16 protein-coding genes and 2 tRNA genes are annotated in these 16,503 nt (G+C 44.0%); 8 read left to right on the top strand and 10 right to left on the bottom strand.

The genetic code is table 11. From position 1 onward, the window contains the following. Positions 1-6: 6 nt before the first annotated feature. Positions 7-987, bottom strand: coding sequence for an ion channel (locus ACFOEE_RS07535; protein WP_377122778.1), 981 nt, complete (start codon positions 985-987; stop codon positions 7-9). Between the two features lie 88 nt (positions 988-1,075). Between ACFOEE_RS07535 and ACFOEE_RS07530 the strand changes: the two genes are divergently transcribed. Further along, positions 1,076-1,729, top strand: a complete 654-nt coding sequence (locus tag ACFOEE_RS07530) for a M48 family metallopeptidase (protein ID WP_377122776.1) — start codon at positions 1,076-1,078, stop codon at positions 1,727-1,729. A gap of 184 nt (positions 1,730-1,913) precedes the next feature. Here ACFOEE_RS07530 and ACFOEE_RS07525 read toward each other — a convergent pair. Continuing rightward, positions 1,914-1,998: transfer RNA gene (locus tag ACFOEE_RS07525), tRNA-Tyr, on the bottom strand. Positions 1,999-2,025: 27 nt separating this feature from the next. Then, positions 2,026-2,110 (bottom strand) — tRNA-Tyr (locus tag ACFOEE_RS07520). Between the two features lie 112 nt (positions 2,111-2,222). Here ACFOEE_RS07520 and ACFOEE_RS07515 point away from each other — a divergent pair. Then, entirely contained in the window at positions 2,223-2,735 is a 513-nt protein-coding gene (locus ACFOEE_RS07515; RefSeq protein WP_377122774.1) for a VC2046/SO_2500 family protein, read from the top strand. Between the two features lie 354 nt (positions 2,736-3,089). Here the strand turns inward: ACFOEE_RS07515 and ACFOEE_RS07510 are convergent, their stop codons facing one another. The 3 genes from ACFOEE_RS07510 to ACFOEE_RS07500 form a co-directional block, all read right to left on the bottom strand. Continuing rightward, positions 3,090-3,542 (bottom strand): YchJ family protein, encoded by a 453-nt coding sequence (locus ACFOEE_RS07510; protein WP_377122772.1) that lies wholly within the window; start codon positions 3,540-3,542, stop codon positions 3,090-3,092. 1 nt (position 3,543) lies between these two features. Further along, on the bottom strand, positions 3,544-3,978 hold the full coding sequence (locus ACFOEE_RS07505) for a SulA-like leucine-rich domain-containing protein (protein WP_377122770.1): 435 nt from the start codon (positions 3,976-3,978) through the stop codon (positions 3,544-3,546). A gap of 139 nt (positions 3,979-4,117) precedes the next feature. Next, positions 4,118-4,573, bottom strand: a complete 456-nt coding sequence (locus tag ACFOEE_RS07500; RefSeq protein WP_377122768.1) for a tetratricopeptide repeat protein — start codon at positions 4,571-4,573, stop codon at positions 4,118-4,120. Between the two features lie 120 nt (positions 4,574-4,693). Between ACFOEE_RS07500 and ACFOEE_RS07495 the strand changes: the two genes are divergently transcribed. After that, entirely contained in the window at positions 4,694-5,986 is a 1,293-nt protein-coding gene (locus tag ACFOEE_RS07495) for an NCS2 family permease (RefSeq protein WP_377122766.1), read from the top strand. Between the two features lie 25 nt (positions 5,987-6,011). On the opposite strand, the gene ACFOEE_RS07490 is transcribed toward ACFOEE_RS07495, so the two are convergent. Next, positions 6,012-6,770 carry a hypothetical protein gene (locus ACFOEE_RS07490; protein WP_377122764.1) on the bottom strand — a complete coding sequence of 253 codons (759 nt, stop codon included), beginning with the start codon at positions 6,768-6,770 and terminating at the stop codon, positions 6,012-6,014. Positions 6,771-7,115: 345 nt separating this feature from the next. Here ACFOEE_RS07490 and cysB point away from each other — a divergent pair, with 345 nt between their 5' ends. Further along, complete coding sequence (gene cysB, locus ACFOEE_RS07485; RefSeq protein ID WP_377122762.1) at positions 7,116-8,093, top strand: HTH-type transcriptional regulator CysB; 978 nt, start codon at positions 7,116-7,118, stop codon at positions 8,091-8,093. Between the two features lie 95 nt (positions 8,094-8,188). On the opposite strand, the gene ACFOEE_RS07480 is transcribed toward cysB, so the two are convergent. The 3 genes from ACFOEE_RS07480 to pabB all read right to left on the bottom strand — a co-directional run bounded on the left by ACFOEE_RS07480 (position 8,189) and on the right by pabB (position 11,557). Beyond that, positions 8,189-9,565 (bottom strand): L-serine ammonia-lyase, encoded by a 1,377-nt coding sequence (locus ACFOEE_RS07480; RefSeq protein ID WP_377122760.1) that lies wholly within the window; start codon positions 9,563-9,565, stop codon positions 8,189-8,191. Positions 9,566-9,644: 79 nt separating this feature from the next. Then, positions 9,645-10,208 (bottom strand): CoA pyrophosphatase, encoded by a 564-nt coding sequence (locus ACFOEE_RS07475; RefSeq protein ID WP_377122758.1) that lies wholly within the window; start codon positions 10,206-10,208, stop codon positions 9,645-9,647. An 8-nt stretch (positions 10,209-10,216) separates the two neighbouring features. After that, complete coding sequence (pabB, locus tag ACFOEE_RS07470; RefSeq protein WP_377122756.1) at positions 10,217-11,557, bottom strand: aminodeoxychorismate synthase component I; 1,341 nt, start codon at positions 11,555-11,557, stop codon at positions 10,217-10,219. Positions 11,558-11,735: 178 nt separating this feature from the next. On the opposite strand from pabB, the gene ACFOEE_RS07465 reads away from it, so the two are divergent. The 4 genes from ACFOEE_RS07465 (at position 11,736) to ACFOEE_RS07450 (ending at position 16,497) form a co-directional block, all read left to right on the top strand. Next, a complete protein-coding gene (locus tag ACFOEE_RS07465) occupies positions 11,736-13,262 on the top strand; it encodes a fumarate hydratase (protein ID WP_377122754.1) in 1,527 nt (508 codons plus the stop codon). Positions 13,263-13,570: 308 nt separating this feature from the next. After that, positions 13,571-14,611 carry a Leu/Phe/Val dehydrogenase gene (locus tag ACFOEE_RS07460; protein ID WP_377122943.1) on the top strand — a complete coding sequence of 347 codons (1,041 nt, stop codon included), beginning with the start codon at positions 13,571-13,573 and terminating at the stop codon, positions 14,609-14,611. Between the two features lie 54 nt (positions 14,612-14,665). Next, the gene (locus ACFOEE_RS07455) at positions 14,666-15,313 is read left to right on the top strand and encodes a CatA-like O-acetyltransferase (RefSeq protein ID WP_377122752.1); all 648 of its coding nucleotides are present in this window, start codon (positions 14,666-14,668) and stop codon (positions 15,311-15,313) included. A gap of 413 nt (positions 15,314-15,726) precedes the next feature. Then, positions 15,727-16,497 carry a DUF3450 domain-containing protein gene (locus ACFOEE_RS07450; RefSeq protein ID WP_377122750.1) on the top strand — a complete coding sequence of 257 codons (771 nt, stop codon included), beginning with the start codon at positions 15,727-15,729 and terminating at the stop codon, positions 16,495-16,497. Positions 16,498-16,503 lie beyond the last annotated feature (6 nt).

Below are 16,503 nucleotides of genomic sequence, written 5' to 3'. Positions count from 1 at the left end.
CTTTCGTCAGCGCGTCATGCGTTTGACGAACACCACCACAAATAGGGCGAGAGTGAAGCTGCCAGTAAAGGCCTCTAAAGCCGCGACAAAGCGAGACACGCCAACAGGTGTAATATCGCCATATCCTAAAGTGGTAAAAGTCACTACGCTGAAATAGCAGCTGTTTAAAAGCGCCGAGAGGTTATCTTGCCAACTCGCCTTAGCGTTAAACACTAATAGTTGATCTTGGAAACTGACACCCAAGAAAAAATAACAAATGGCGCAGATAAAGATCATCCCAAGAGAAAAGCGGATCACGTTTTCTGGCTTTTCGCCATAACCACAAAAGAAATCACTGAAACTTGAAAACAACCAGCGTTTAGAGCCGCGCGGGTATTGCTGGTGACGCATTTGCAGCTCGCGATACAAATATGTCCCTGCCATTTGGAACAAACCTTGTTGCTCTGCTCCCTTGCGCAAAATACGATAAATTTCTTCCGATTGCTGATAATAATCCAGCGCTTCCTCTTGGTTACCTTTACTTCGGGCGTCTTTGGCTTGCTGCTCTTGTGCCAAAGCGTCACCTAAATTAATGTTATCAATCCGTGTGTTATCAAGTTTAATACCAAGTAAATTGGTATTACGCAGATCGGTGCAGTGTAGGTTTGCTTCGCGTAAATCTGCTTTCATTAGCGACGCATGGCAAATGGCATTATTAAACAAATGCGCACCACGTAAATTTGCGCGATAAAAATTGGAGTAGGAAAGGTCGTACCCTGAGTTTTGTTCAAGATTGATTAGATTGAGGCCTTCTAGGTTGGCTCTTTTCAGCTCTAAGCCCTGCAGCAGTCCGCCCCGCTTAGCATAGCGTTCTAGCTTGTGAGCGAGCTCTAAGCCACTTTTATCAAATTTATTGTCATGCCAGAAACAAAAGCCTGAGCCCATATCGATTTCAGTGCATGTATGGCCATCGGGAGAACAGTAGCGACAGAGTGGTTTACTTTCCATAGGTGCTTTCCACAAAGTGACAATATCTATAAGGTTAGCAGTAAATTTCTCAGGTAGAATAGTAAAGGTCTGATTTTTGGAAGTAGTTATGTCATTTCCTTACCAACTGCGGCTGAGTAAAAAGCGTAAAACCGTTGCGATTAAAATTAAGCAAGGCACAGTTTGGGTCTATGCGCCCAGTACTATCTCGCATTCTTGGTTGAACGAATGGCTTGCCAGTAAAACTCAGTGGGTAATGAAATATCAAGCGCAAAGTCAGGCGCAAAGTATTGCAGAGCAAGAAACAAAACAGCGGACTTTGTGGTTATTTGGCGAAGTATATCAACTGCAGATAGTTGCTGATGGCCATGACTGTATTGATGACGAGCGCAAGGTGATAACGCTACAAGGTGAGCCAGAGCAGTGGATGTTGGCAAAGCATCGTTTCTTGCAGGCGCAGTTGCAGCCATGGTTGATGGCACGATTAGCTTATTGGCAAGCGCAGATGGGGATGAATGTTACCAGCGTAAAAGTACGATGGTATAAAAGCCGCTGGGGAAGTTGTGATAGTAAAGGGCGCTTAACCTTTAACTTACTGCTTGCAAGTTTACCTCAAGAATGTATTGATTACGTGATTGTGCATGAGTTGGCGCATCGCCAGCATCTGAATCACAGCCCGGCTTTTTGGTTGTTAGTTGCGCGCTATTTTCCAGCCTATTCGGCGGCAAAAGTACAAATTAGGCAATTAGCCAAGCAGTTTTAATAGGCGGTGTGGCTATTTGATATTTAACGCGAATATTGAGTTGCACTAAGTTTTTATGTAGAAACTGCATTTGCAAAGTCATAGAGAAGAGATAAGTGCACGTTATTTTTTAGAGTGATAATCTTGTTGATTTAAAAAGAGAGAGTGACTTTTCTTGACTGGGTTATCCCCTCAGAGAGGGGGGTGGTGGAGGGGGACGGATTCGAACCATCGAAGGCAGTGCCGTCAGATTTACAGTCTGATCCCTTTGGCCGCTCGGGAACCCCTCCACAAATTGTGTGTCGCTGAAAGGATGTTGGTGGAGGGGGACGGATTCGAACCATCGAAGGCAGTGCCGTCAGATTTACAGTCTGATCCCTTTGGCCGCTCGGGAACCCCTCCTCAGCAACGGCGCTGATAATAGCAAAATGAATTTTTAAGTAAAGAAAAAAACTAAAGAATTTTGAAATTATGCCGATAAATTTCTAGAACTTGCGAATATCGGTTATTTATAATGCAAATTGATGGAATATTACTCAGAGAGAGTCAGCTTGATAGCAAACTCAATGAATCGGTGCACTTTGGTGACCGAGGCGAATTTGGTTTGTTGTTGGCCATGCTTTCTCAAGATGCATTGGATTTTGCACAGTTTCATCTTCCGCAATCAGTGCAACAAGCGCCAGAGCGCAGTGAAGAACAGTTACGAAAAGAATTACAAATTGGTCCGCAACGCGCGTTAGCCCCAGAAACCTTTGACATGTTAGTTGCAGAGGAAGATGCTTTTGTGGTGCAAAATTTTGGTATGGCGGCATTTCGTTTAAAAGATTGCTTACAACCAGAGCCTTTAACCATACGTAACGATAAAAAACATATTCCGTTGCATATCGTTGATAACTGTGAGCCAGCGGTAAGACGTAAATTGCAGGGCATTAAGCAATTGGCAAACGAGCTGCCAATTGATGCGGCCGCGTTTTATGATCAACTCGCCTCTGGAAAACCGCAAAGCATGTTGCAGGTGTCTGCCTAAATATATAGCCAAACTACTTGAAGTTTGGTGGCAAATAAGTGACTCACCATGAGCATAGGTTTGCTAAGTGATTGAGGCGAGTAAACTGAGCCAATATCGCTCTGGCTTCAAATAGACCGAGTATTAATTCATCTTGCTGCGAAGCAGTCTTGATATATTGAGAAAGAGCAGCGTTTACTCAGCACAATACTCTTGTGTTGCTGCATGCACATTGTAAAAACCTCAATTAAGCACTCGGCCCAATCAATAAAAACACGCTTTGACGTGACCTATTGACAACTCGCGGCTCAAATCAGCTTATACAAGCAGATGACAACAACCGCATAGCAATAAATAAAAAATAACGTCTTAGATTTAGCGCAAATGGCATTGTTTAAATTTTTTACCACTTAAGCAAGGGCAAGGGTCATTTCGAGATACTTTTTGTTCAGGATGTGCAAACAATTCACCAGTTATGTACTTCCAACGCGTGCCTTCCAAGGCAAAAGTTGAACGCTCGTGTACCACACCCAGTTTATTTTCAGCTAAATAAAACGCTTTAAACTCAACCACATCGGGTTGGTCCGCAGTAACAATTTGCAAACGGATAAATTCAACTGCGTTGGCAAACGCTAAAATATCCGCTTCGGTATGCTCTTTTTGCTCCTCAATACCATAGGTATCAAGAATATAAGCAGCATTTTTTAGCACATAAGCGCTATACCGAGAGCGCATTAATTGCAGTGCCTGCGCTGGAGTTTGGTGATAAAGATGAAACGGCTCACAGCAATTTGCATAGCTGAGGTCGTTACCACAGTAACAAGTCATATTAACACATCAGTAAGGAGTCAGGCGTTGCTGTATGTCGAGTCCGTGTAAAGCAATAGAGCTGAGCTTTAGACTGAGTCGTAAGCGCAAGGGCATCTAACTGGCTTGGTGAAACAATATCAGTCCAAGTGATCACAGCTGCGAAATTACCATTGTGCAACGCTGAGTTAAGTACATAAGGTAAGTTTACCAAATGCTTTTGTCGGATCACCAGTAATTTGCTGGAATCAATCGAGCATGACTGCAACATGGCTTTGTTTGGTACGTTGTCTGGGGCGATAAGCAAAGTCCAACCTTGTTTTTGGTTGCAGCTATGCAGCACTTTTAACAACTCTAAACTAGCAGAAATTTCGTCTTCAGTATGAATAACCTGCACCACAGGTTCTGATGCGGCGTTATAGCTTTTAATACGTGTTACAGAAATTGATTGCAGCATGTTCTACTCACTGGGTTTATATACAGTATTCATATACAGTAGTTCATACAGTAATCACTGGCAAGCTAAATTTTCTATTTTTTGAGCGATTTTTTGCCTTTTCCGTCGAGGTTAAAGTTAACCATTTGATAGTATTAATCTATTTCTTTACTTGCTGAAAGTAATGCAGTTGATGAATTTGTTCATATAAGGTGGCGGCGTAACATTCTGCTTCTTTAAAACGGCGTGTAGTTAGGTATTTACGAATATCATCCAGTACCGGTGTAGCCGTACTAAAACCTTGGCTTTTAGCCAGCGACAACCAAGCTGCAGCGTGGTACACGCTTTGTGGTACACCTTGGCCTTTCATAAAGAGTAAACCCATATAAAACTGCGCTTTACTATCGCCATCTAAAGCGGCATTACGTAGCCATTTCGCGGCTAACGGAAAATCCTGATCTTTGAGGTAGAGTAGGCCTTTTTGCAAAGCATCATCTGGGTTGAATTGTGTTTCGTTAGCTCCTTCAACAACGCCACCAACAACGAAAGTGAGGACATTATTTAATTGTTGCTCTAAATCGACGCTATCATTTTGCTGGAAAGGATTCTGTGCCATGGTGCTACTCAACAACGGTTTGTTGCCTTAGTTTAGTCGAAAACTGCTTATTTTGTCCTCTTTATATTGCGATTCGTGTTAAAATCCAAGCACTTGTTCCACTTTTTAACGCAAACTCCTATGCTCGAACGAATTTTCTCTATCACAGCGCAAGGGTCGACTCCTAAACGTGAAGTGATTGCTGGTTTAACGACTTTTGTCACTATGGTTTACATCGTATTTGTGAATCCTGCGATGTTAGCTGAAGCAGGAATGGATCATGGTGCCGCTTTTGTTGCAACTTGCTTGGCTGCAGCCATTGGTTGTTTCATTATGGGGTTTTGGGCAAATTATCCATTAGCGTTGGCACCAGGTATGGGTCTCAATGCGTTTTTCACTTATGGTGTGGTACTCGGTATGGGTCATACTTGGCAAGCGGCTTTGGGGGCAGTATTCCTATCTGGCTGCTTGTTCTTGGTATTAAGTCTTTTTAAAGTCCGTGAATGGGTGATTCAAGCCATTCCGCTAGTACTAAAACAGGCTATTGCGACTGGGATTGGCGCATTTTTGGCATTAATCGCGCTAAAAAATGCCGGCATTATTGTTTCAAGTCCAGCAACGTTTGTGCAGTTGGGGAACATCACTGAAGCAGGTCCATTACTTGCGATAATCAGCTTTTTTGTCATTGCAGGTTTGATGTTCCGCGATGTGAAAAGTGGTGTACTGATCAGCATTTTTCTCGTGACAGCGATTGCTTGGGGACTGGGCTTAGTGGACTACCATGGCTTTTTTGCAATGCCACCGTCGATTGCCCCTACTTTTATGCAAATGGATATAGCCGCAGCCTTTGAGATTTCAATGTTGAGTGTGGTGTTTGCGTTTTTATTTGTCGATTTGTTTGATACCTCGGGCACTTTGGTGGCTGTGTCGCAAAAGGCCGGCCTTGCTGATAGCCAAGGTCATATGCCACGTTTAGGACGCGCATTATCCGCTGATAGTACAGCAACGATTGCAGGTGCTGCGCTTGGTACTTCAACGACTACTTCTTATATTGAATCAGTTGCGGGTGTTTCGGTGGGTGGTAAAACGGGTTTAACGGCGGTGGTCGTGGGTCTGTGCTTCCTTGCGATGATGTTCTTTGTGCCACTGGCGTATATGGTGCCAGCGTACGCAACGGCGGGGGCGATTTTATATGTCGCAGTGCTGATGTTACAGAATCTTAAGTTTGTGAATTGGGATGATATGACAGACGCCATTCCAGTGAGTGTTGTGCTTTTGATGACGCCGCTGACGTTTTCAATTGCCCATGGTATCGCGTTAGGTTTTATTGCTTATACAGCGGTCAAAGTGCTGTGTAAGCGCAGCGCCGATATCAGCATCAGTGTGTGGGTATTGACGGTGTTGTTTATTATCAAATTTGCGCTTACGATGTAGCGCGCTGACAAAGAAAAAGTGGTATTTACCACTTTTTCTTTGGTGCGAATAACACGTCTAAGTCATCGCGTTCTTTTTCAGCCCGTTTCTTAACTGACGAAGCGTTTGAGGCTTTCAGCTCAGTACTTATTTCTTCTAACAGCTTTTCGAGTTCTTGTTTTTTCTCTGTTACGTACTCATCAGAATAAGTCACAGTACAAATGGTCGCGTAGGCTTTTTCAAAATATTGCCGGGCTGAGCCTATCATATTGGCAGCACGAGCAGAGCGGCCACGTTTAATTTGTGATTCAACGTTAATTCTGAGCTGTAATTTCTCTAGCTTTTTGTCTTCACTGACAAATACCTGAGTGTCGATTTTGCCTTTGCTATGCTCTGAACGCAGAACTTGACGCAGTTTTTTGATCCCTTGCACTAAAGCGACGATTTGTTTGTCATTATCTGGCATCACCAAACGTTCAGCATCGGCGTTTTCAATGTTCGCGTTGATACGTTCCTTAGACTCGTGGAGGCGGTTTTTTAGTTCACGTGAAGTTGGGGAGAGTTCAACCATAACCGCTAAAGCATCACAAACACGGCGTTGGATGATACGAATAATGGTATCGGACATGGGAATATTACAGGCGTTTAAAATCACGTCTTCGGATTCTTCAATGATTTTTTTCTGTCTTGCTAACTCTTTGCGACGTTCTGCTTCTTGCTTCTCTTTATGTTGCTGTACGGCACTGACCCATACCGCAATCACAATAAGTGCAACAATCAGTATAATGATAACCGTAACAACCATAGTCCAATCTCTTTGTTAACATTTTCGCGCATTGTTTTTTATCTTACATGAATTAGGCTTAATGTGGATAGGATTAAGACCAAACAGGGTAAAATTCAAAGCAATTCATCATTTTTTATTATAGTGCAATGTTGTTATTTCACAGCATTTGGATAATCAACTGGCTATCTGTCAATAATGTTTTATGCTAGCCTAGAGCATCGGGACAAATGCTAACACGACAGTGAGCAAGCTGCTGACCTCCATGCGTCAGTGCATGACTTAACGGGTGTGAGACGCTTTGCGGATTTGTGCTGACTTTCTGTGCCATACTTTGCCATAGCAATAATTAATAAGAATTAAACTATGAAATTACAACAACTTAGATACATAGTTGAAGTATTGAACCACAATCTCAACGTCTCTGCAACGGCAGAGAGTCTATATACTTCGCAGCCGGGGATCTCCAAGCAAGTGCGTATGCTTGAGGATGAACTCGGTGTGCAAATTTTTGGCCGCAGTGGTAAGCATTTAACCCACGTTACCCCTGCTGGCAATGAAATCATTAATATTGCTAGACAAATTTTGTCTAAAGTCGAAAGCATTAAGTCAGTAGCCAATGAGCATACGTTGCCAGATCAAGGTAAACTCAATATCGCGACGACTCATACGCAAGCTCGCTATGCCTTGCCGACGGTGATCAAAGGGTTTATGAATAAGTACCCAAAAGTGTCGCTGCATATGCACCAAGGCACGCCACAGCAGATCTCTGACGCTGCAGCTCGCGGTGATGCCGATTTCGCCATCGCGACCGAAGCGCTACATTTGTATAGTGATTTAATCATGTTGCCTTGTTACCATTGGAATCGCAGCATAGTGGTGACTAAAGATCACCCACTGGCAAAAAAGGCCGGCAATCTCACGGTGCCCGATGTCGCGCGTTATCCAATTATCACCTATGTGTTTGGTTTTACTGGTCGCTCTGAGCTGGATAAAGCCTTTAACGCTCATGGATTAGAACCACATATAGTGTTCACTGCCACCGATGCTGACGTAATTAAAACTTATGTACGTTTAGGTCTAGGGGTGGGTGTGTTGGCCACTATGGCGGTTGATAAAACCGTAGATAGCGATTTGGTCTGTATTGACGCCAGCCACTTATTTGAAGCCAGCACCACTAAAATTGGCTTCCGTAAAGGGAGCTTCTTGCGCGGCTATATGTATGATTTTATTGAGCGTTTTGCCCCTCATTTAACTAAAGAACGAGTGGAGCGCGCGAGTTTAATGCGTAGCCAAGAAGACGTCGATGAGCTGTTTAAAGATATTAAATTGCCAGTAAGATAAAAGCTGGCAATGCCAGCTTTTTGTCGGTATAGCGTTTTATCGTTAAGAGTAAAAACGCTAGGCTACAACTCAGCGTAGTGTGAGTGTGGTTTGTACTAACACTCGATAATATTTACCGCTAGGCCGCCACGAGCGGTCTCTTTGTATTTAGTCTTCATGTCGTTGCCGGTATCAAGCATAGTTTTGATGACTTTATCGAGCGACACTTTTTGCTCACCACTGCCACGCAGCGCTAAACGTGACGCGTTGATGGCTTTTACCGCCCCCATTGCATTACGTTCAATACAAGGTACTTGCACTAAACCACCAACAGGGTCACAGGTCAGGCCTAAATTGTGTTCCATGCCGATTTCTGCCGCGTTTTCTACTTGTACAGCGTTGCCGCCCATTATTTCCGTCAGTGCACCGGCCGCCATTGAACAGGCAACACCCACTTCACCTTGGCAGCCAACTTCAGCACCAGAGATAGAAGCGTTCTTCTTGTATAGAATCCCGATTGCTGCAGCTGTTAGCAGGTAACGCGTGGCAATTTCACGGTCGATTTCTTTAATAAAGGTATGGTAGTACATCAGCACTGCAGGCAAGATCCCAGCTGCACCGTTGGTCGGCGCCGTTACTACGCGGCCACCGGCAGCATTTTCCTCATTTACTGCTAGTGCGAACAGGTCGACCCAGTCCATAGCGCGAAGTGGATCGTTAGAATTTTCAACGTTGAGCTTCAAGTACAGACTTGGTGCGCGACGTTTCACTTTGAGACCACCTGGCAAGATGCCTTCAGTACGAATACCACGTTCAATACAGGCTTTCATCACCTGCCAAATGTGGAACAGTTCGTCTTTGATATCGTTTTCTTTGCGTAAGGTCTTTTCGTTTTGCATCATCAGGGATGACACGCTGAGACCGGATTCTTTACATAAGGCCAACAGCTCAGCTGCGCTATTAAATGGATAAGGTGCGGGATTTTGCTCACGCACATCAAGAGCCGCTTGTTTTTCTTGTTCGAAATCTTGGTCGCGAACAATAAAACCACCACCTATAGAGTAGTAAATCTGGCTATGAACGAGTTCTTCACCAATATAGGCCTGTAATTCCATTGCATTTGAGTGCTTAGGTAAAGTTTTACGGCGGTGAAAAACAATCGCGCCTTGTTTTGGAAAATCGACCGCTTTGCTTTGATCTAAGTAGATCACTTGCTCTTGCTCGATTTTGGTCAGAATGTCTGGTACGGCGTCAGCATCAATGGATTCTGGATCATAACCAGCTAAACCGAGAATAACGGCTTTACCAGAACCGTGGCCTATTCCTGTTTGCCCTAACGAGCCAAACAGTTCGACTCGGACTGTGGTCAGCTTATCGAACAGACCTGATGCTTGTAGGTCTTTTACAAACAGACGAGATGCACGCATTGGGCCGACGGTATGCGACGACGAAGGGCCAATGCCAATACTAAACATATCGAATGCGCTGATCATAAATTTTACTCAACATTGCCTATGAACGGGGCCACATCATAACGTTATTAACATGCCTTGTAACTAGCTGGGGGTGATTTCAAGCGATTGATTTTAGCAGCCTGTGGATGATGCGCGCGGTTGCTCCCCACAGCAAACCTTGTTCGGTCATCATGCCATTTACTTCGATGAGACGTTGCCGCGTTGGCACATGCATCGATTGCCACTGGCTGGCATCACGCAAGGTGGCAACGGGTAAGGTAAAGGTAGCTGCCACTTCATTGCTGTTAGGGGTAAACTCGAGCGGCCAAGGCAGGGTGGCAATAATCGGTGCAATAACAAAACCCGTTGGAGTCGAGCGGGGGCTTAACTGCCCAAGTATCGTTACAGATTGGGCTGGTATGGCCAGTTCCTCCTCACACTCACGTAGTGCGGTGGCGAGGTAAGAGTCGTCTTCAGGCTCGACTTTGCCGCCGGGAAAGCAGATTTGCCCGGGATGATGCTTAAGATAAGTCGGGCGCTTACATAGTAATATATGGGCTTCACCACCGACATTAATGATTGGCACCAATACTGCGCTGTGTTTAAGGTGATTGGCAAATATGCGCTTTGAGTTGCTTTGTTTAGTCAATAAAAATCGGGCGATGAAATCGTCAAAACGCATACAGATCCCTAATTTAGAGTGGGCAGGATTTTATTCACTTTATGAAAGGTTTCCTGATATTCCGCATCGACATTTGAGTCAGCGACAATCCCGCCGCCAGCCCAGCAATACAGTTTACCTTGTGCCGCGATAAGTGTTCTGATGGTTATAGAGGTATCCATATTGCCACAAGCACTCAAATAGCCAATAGAACCACAATAAACACTGCGACGATGCGGTTCAAGTTCTTCGATAATTTCCATGGCACGAATTTTCGGCGCACCAGTGATAGAACCACCGGGAAAGGCCGCCAGTAATTGGTCAATGGCGGTTTTATCCGCTGCTAATTGGGCGGTCACTGTGCTTACTAAATGATGCACCGCAGGGAAGCTTTCGATGGCGAATAACGACGGCACTTGCACGGTGCCTGGTTCAGCCACTTTACCTAAATCGTTGCGTAATAAGTCCACTATCATCACGTTCTCGGCTCTATCTTTTGCTGAGAGGCGCAATTGTTCAGCCAAAGCTTGGTCTTCCTGTGCTGTTTTTCCGCGCGGCAATGTACCTTTGATTGGTTTAGTTTCGACTGTGCGGTCAATAACCTGAATAAAGCGCTCCGGTGACACAGATAAAATTTGCCCTTGCGGTAAATTAATGTAAGCAGAAAAGGGTGCAGTGTTAGTGTCGCGAAGTTTTTCATAGGCAAGCCAAGGAGAGCCGGAGAATTCTGCACTAAAACGTTGTGCGAGATTAATTTGATAACAATCGCCACTTTTCAAGTAGGCTTGCACTTGTGCGAACTTAGTTTGATATTGTTGCTGAGTCATATTTGCTCGCCATGTTTTGGTCAAAGCAAAGGTCTTATGCTTGGGCTGATAAGCGAGTTGAGCTTGGAATTGTGCTAAGCGGTTAACATGCGGCTGTGCCACATAGAACCAGCTTGATAGTTGCTTATCGTAAATCAGCGCGTCGGGATATAAACCTAAGGCCAATTCCGGCAGTTGAATATCCGCTGCTGCGCTACAAGGTATACGCTCTAAATAACGGCCAAAATCGTAACTGATATAACCTACCCAACCGCCACTGAAGGGGAGCTGTTCAGGGGCTTTATTCGAACTATAACCGCCTAACTTGACAGCTAAAACGTCAAGACCAGTCGCGCATAGCTCCCCATCCAAAATAATGTTGCCTTGCTCGGCTTGTAACAGCTGCTCCGGCCAAGCCACGATAATATCAAAGCGGCTATTGGGATGGGTAGTACTTGCGGAATCGAGCAACATGGCATAAGGCAACTCAGCAAAATGGCTGAAAACTGCTGTAGCAGATAGCGAAAGGTCTAATGGGATGCACTGGATCTGGTCATTTATCATTTACTTCAACCCGAAAACTAGCTCGAAACGGGCGAGGAGGGTATCATAATTAGACCGTTTACCCTAGTAATGGCAATGCGATTGCTTTAGCCTTACTCGGAATTTCAACCCTAAGCGATTTTGGCTGTCGCACCCAGTTAATAGGTGCCTTGTTTTGGCCAATATTTAAGGAAGCGTTATGAGCGTGATTCGTCAGCAAGACTTTATCGATAGCATTGAAGATGCACTCCAGTACATCTCTTATTACCACCCTCTCGATTTTGTTCAAGCATTAGAAAAAGCCTACAACAAAGAACAAAGTAAGGCGGCAAAAGATGCTATCGCCCAAATCTTAATTAACTCGCGGATGTCGGCCGAAGGCAAACGTCCATTGTGTCAAGATACTGGGATAGTAACGTGTTTTGTGAAAGTTGGCATGGACGTACGTTGGGATAAAACCGATTTAACCGTGCAACAAATGGTTGATGAAGGTACTCGCCGTGCATACCTCAATCCAAACAACCCACTGCGTGCCTCTATTGTTGCAGACCCAGCAGGGGCCCGTAAAAATACCAAAGACAACACACCTTCCGTGGTGCACATAGATTTAGTGCCGGGCGCTGAAGTCGAAGTGATGATTGCGGCTAAGGGCGGTGGCTCAGAAAATAAAACCAAAATGGTAATGCTCAATCCATCAGATGACATTGCAGAGTGGGTAGAAAAGACCTTGCCTCTAATGGGCGCGGGTTGGTGTCCACCGGGTATGCTAGGCATAGGTATTGGTGGTACTGCGGAAAAGGCAGCGGTGCTAGCTAAAGAAGCGTTAATGGACCCTGTCGATATTCATGAGCTAATCGAGCGTGGCGCAGAAACATTTGAAGAAAAGCTGCGCTTAGAAATTTTTGAGCGTGCTAACAAACTAGGCATCGGTGCTCAAGGTTTAGGCGGCTTGACCACAGTGGTGGATGTAAAAATTAAATCTGCTCCGACACATGCGGCATCAAAACCTGTGGTGATGATCCCGAACTGTGCTGCAACACGCCACGTACACTTTACTTTAGATGGTTCAGGACCTGCGAATTTGGCTGCACCAAAATTAGAGGATTGGCCAGAAGTAACGTGGGAAGTCGGTGCGGACACTCGCCGTGTCAATCTGGATACGCTGACAAAAGCGGATATTCAAGAATGGAAAATGGGCGAAACAGTCTTATTGTCAGGTAAAATTTTAACTGGCCGTGATGCGGCGCATAAGCGTTTACAAGAAATGCTACGTTCAGGCCAAGGTTTACCGGCAGGTGTGGATTTCACCAACAAATTTATTTACTACGTCGGCCCAGTTGACGCAGTAGGAAATGAAGTGGTGGGTCCTGCTGGCCCGACGACATCTACTCGAATGGACAAGTTTACTGACATGATGCTGTCAGAAACCGGTCTTATCGGTACTATTGGTAAAGCAGAGCGCGGCCCAGCGACCGTAGATTCAATTCGTCAGCACCAGTCAGTTTATTTAATGGCAGTGGGTGGCGCAGCTTACTTAGTGGCGAAAGCAATCAAAAAAGCCAAAGTTGTGGCATTCGAAGATTTAGGTATGGAAGCGATTTACGAATTTGAAGTAGAAGATATGCCTGTCACCGTTGCTGTTGATAGCACAGGTGCTAATGCACACACTCAAGGTCCTGCAATTTGGAAAGCCAAAATTGAAGAACTAGACGCAAAATTGAGTTAATTTTGTGAGCGCGCGGCCTACAAGGCCGCGTTTTTTTGTACAAAAAAACTTACACACAATCCTCCGTTTACGTAAACGTAAACAAGTCAGACCTAAAGCTTACATTTCTTAGTTAATGCTTGGCGCAAATTTTTATTAATTTAGCTTAAACATGCTTTCCTGTTTGTAGTGTTGCATTATTTATTTCATTTTTATTGCCGAGGGGGATTTATCTTCTCAGTAGGTAGCAGTAATCCATGCTTAATGTTAGAGTCATCGGCAATTTCAGCGCTGCCCCACTGGGTATGATAATTTTGGAGAACAACAAAGTGGCTGTATTTAACCAAGTTGAATTTGATAACCATGAACAAGTCGTCTTCTGTGCTGACGAAGCATCTGGTCTAAAGGCGATTATCGCAGTCCACAGCACTGCACTAGGTCCAGCTGTTGGTGGCTGTCGTCTTTGGAATTATGCCAGTGACGAAGAAGCTATTTATGACGTGCTACGTTTATCAAAAGGCATGACTTACAAAAATGCAGTAGCCCGTTTACCTTTTGGTGGCGGTAAATCTGTGATCATTGGTGATGCTAAAACCATTAAGTCAGAAGCTTTGTTCCGTGCCTTCGGTCGTCAGCTAGAGCGTTTAAGTGGCACTTATTATTCAGCTGAAGACGTTAACATCTCCACTGATGATGTGATGATGATGCACAAAGAAACCAATTATGTACTTGGTTTGGAAGGCAAGAGCGGTAACCCATCGCCTTTCACTGCTCTTGGTACATTTTTAGGTATTAAGGCCGCAATGCAGCACAAACACGGTCATCAAGATCTTAAGGGTCTTAAAGTGGCGGTGCAAGGTTTAGGTGCGGTTGCTTATGGTCTATGCAAATACCTGCACGAAGCCGGTGCTGAGTTATTCGTAACGGATATTAACCAAGCATCCATTGACCGTGTGGTTACTGAGTTTGGTGCGACAGCCGTTGGTATCGACGAAATTTACGATTTAGATGTAGATGTGTATGCGCCATGTGCGTTAGGTGCGACGATTAATGACAATACAATCCCACGTTTGAAAGCTGGGATCATCGCAGGTTGCGCTAACAATCAGCTAAAAGAATCGCGTCACGGTGATATTCTACGTGAGAAAGGTGTGCTGTATGCACCTGATTACGTGATTAATGCAGGTGGTATAATCAACGTTTATTACGAAACAAAACCAGAAGGTTACAGCAAAGAAGCTGCAACGAAACACGTTGAAGGTATATACGACACGTTAGTTGAAATTTTCCGCCGTGCTGATGAAGAGCAGAAGTCAACACATCACATAGCTGATGAGCTTGCACGTGAAATCATCGCAAATGGTTTATAAGTTTTAAGCTTTACCAGTATGCTAAAGGGCACTTGAGGTGCCCTTTGGTGTTTTATGAATTACCGCATTATTGATCTTAACGATTGGCCGCGTGCTGATCACTTCAAATTTTTTGCCGCCTTCACCCGCCCTTACTTCAACGTATGTGTAAAAGTAAATATGAAGCAGCTCTATTTGCGCTGTAAAGCTGAGCAAATTTCTTTTACCAGCGCTTATCTTTACGTTCTGAATCGAACCATTAATGACTTCGAACCAATGCGCCTGCGGATCTTAGATGGTCAGCCCGTGTTAATGGAAAACAATAGTTTAAGCGTGGTTTCTCTCGCAGAAGATGAAACATTTCGTTTTGTGATCCTTGAATCTTGTGAACGCTTCAGCACTTTTCAAGCCCAGCATCAACAGGGTAAACAAATATCTCATCAAGAGGCGTTATTTAGTCCTCGCATCGTCGCTAATGAAAGTCGTCTTGATGTCAGCCATGTGTCGATTTTACCTTGGTTGGATTTCACAGGATTTAGTCATGCCAGCTCAGATGGCATATGCGCAGGGATCCCAAAATGTGTGTTTGGACGGTTTGATGTAGAGACAGGTCATACCCCTTTGTCAATAGATGTTCATCATGCGCTGATGGACGGTCTTCATGTGGCAAAATTTATCGACAAATTGCAGAAAAATTTGGATGAATTACAGGTATGTGCCTAATATATAGTTCAATGCAGATTAAAAAATGGGCGATATAGTTTGTTGCAATATATGCCATAAATTAAAAAAATAATATAGAAAATTATATATAATACATGGAGATAGGTGACGGTTTGGATAATTAATGTTTACATTACAACAGCATTTAAAAATGTAATAAAATGTAAAAGATTTCTCCGAAAGGTACGAGTTTAGGGGCGCGTAGTAACATACAAGAATATGACAATGTTAATATTATGTTTTTTTTGATTTTATTACCGTAACTTAGACAAAAATTGTTTTGCACGTGAAGTTGACACACGCTGGCGCTTTTAGCATTATTGGAGGGTTGATATCTCCCAAAAGATATCAGGGTTGCTCCCTAGAGGGGCGATAAAATTATAAAAGTAACATTACTTAATTGGTTGGGAACTATGTCTGTTAAAATCAGAAAGAGTCTTGTTGCAACTGCGTTGGTTGGCGCATTTGCATTCGCAAGCAGCAATGTGATGGCAGATCCATTGAAAGACGTACAAAAAGTAGGTCAACAAACTCAAGCGGAAGCTGTTAAGTCTCAAGCTAAAATCGATAACCTTTATGGTCAAACTCAAGAGTTGGTAGCTGAATACCGCGCCACTATTGATGAAACTGAACTGTTAAAAGTGTACAACGATCACGTTGCTCGCCTAGTAGCGGACCAAAATGCAGGTATCGAGTCATTCGACCGTCAAATCGGTGAAGTTGACAAAACTAAACAGAATGTTGTGCCTTTGATGTATCGCATGATCGATACGCTTGAGCAATTCATCAAAGCGGACATTCCATTTGACACTGAAACTCGTTTAAGCCGCATCGAAAAGTTACGTGAGTTAATGGTTAACTCAAAAGTAACTACTTCTGAGAAATATCGCCAAGTGCTTGAAGCTTACACAATTGAAACCTCTTATGGTTCAGGTATCGCAGCTTCTCAAGGTACACTTGAGATTGATGGCAAGAATATCAACGTAGATTTCGCACGTCTTGGTCGTGTATCTTACGTAGCCCAGTCATTTGATTTAAAACACGCTTGGGTGTGGAACAACACTTCTAAGAAGTGGGACGCGCTAGGTGAAGAATACTTAAAGCCTATCAAAGATATGATCCGTATTGCTCGTAACCAAGCGGCACCTGATCTTGTTAAACTACCTGTCTTTGGCGCGGAGTAATCAATA

Source organism: Pseudoalteromonas fenneropenaei (assembly GCF_042643375.1).
GTDB classification, from domain to species: Bacteria; Pseudomonadota; Gammaproteobacteria; order Enterobacterales; family Alteromonadaceae; genus Pseudoalteromonas; species Pseudoalteromonas fenneropenaei.
Note: the sequence above shows the minus strand (reverse complement) of the source record. Positions and strands in the feature narration are given on the sequence as shown.

Excerpts from the sequence above, each read along its gene's own strand:
- ACFOEE_RS07515 (WP_377122774.1), top strand. The coding sequence starts at position 2,223 with ATGCAAATTGATGGAATATTACTCAGAGAGAGTCAGCTTGATAGCAAA.
- ACFOEE_RS07500 (WP_377122768.1), bottom strand. The coding sequence starts at position 4,573 with ATGGCACAGAATCCTTTCCAGCAAAATGATAGCGTCGATTTAGAGCAA.
- ACFOEE_RS07475 (WP_377122758.1), bottom strand. The coding sequence starts at position 10,208 with ATGCGTTTTGACGATTTCATCGCCCGATTTTTATTGACTAAACAAAGC.
- ACFOEE_RS07510 (WP_377122772.1), bottom strand. The coding sequence starts at position 3,542 with ATGACTTGTTACTGTGGTAACGACCTCAGCTATGCAAATTGCTGTGAG.
- ACFOEE_RS07450 (WP_377122750.1), top strand. The coding sequence starts at position 15,727 with ATGTCTGTTAAAATCAGAAAGAGTCTTGTTGCAACTGCGTTGGTTGGC.
- ACFOEE_RS07530 (WP_377122776.1), top strand. The coding sequence starts at position 1,076 with ATGTCATTTCCTTACCAACTGCGGCTGAGTAAAAAGCGTAAAACCGTT.
- pabB (WP_377122756.1), bottom strand. The coding sequence starts at position 11,557 with ATGATAAATGACCAGATCCAGTGCATCCCATTAGACCTTTCGCTATCT.
- ACFOEE_RS07505 (WP_377122770.1), bottom strand. The coding sequence starts at position 3,978 with ATGCTGCAATCAATTTCTGTAACACGTATTAAAAGCTATAACGCCGCA.
- ACFOEE_RS07535 (WP_377122778.1), bottom strand. The coding sequence starts at position 987 with ATGGAAAGTAAACCACTCTGTCGCTACTGTTCTCCCGATGGCCATACA.
- ACFOEE_RS07465 (WP_377122754.1), top strand. The coding sequence starts at position 11,736 with ATGAGCGTGATTCGTCAGCAAGACTTTATCGATAGCATTGAAGATGCA.
- ACFOEE_RS07490 (WP_377122764.1), bottom strand. The coding sequence starts at position 6,770 with ATGGTTGTTACGGTTATCATTATACTGATTGTTGCACTTATTGTGATT.
- cysB (WP_377122762.1), top strand. The coding sequence starts at position 7,116 with ATGAAATTACAACAACTTAGATACATAGTTGAAGTATTGAACCACAAT.
- ACFOEE_RS07455 (WP_377122752.1), top strand. The coding sequence starts at position 14,666 with ATGAATTACCGCATTATTGATCTTAACGATTGGCCGCGTGCTGATCAC.
- ACFOEE_RS07480 (WP_377122760.1), bottom strand. The coding sequence starts at position 9,565 with ATGATCAGCGCATTCGATATGTTTAGTATTGGCATTGGCCCTTCGTCG.
- ACFOEE_RS07495 (WP_377122766.1), top strand. The coding sequence starts at position 4,694 with ATGCTCGAACGAATTTTCTCTATCACAGCGCAAGGGTCGACTCCTAAA.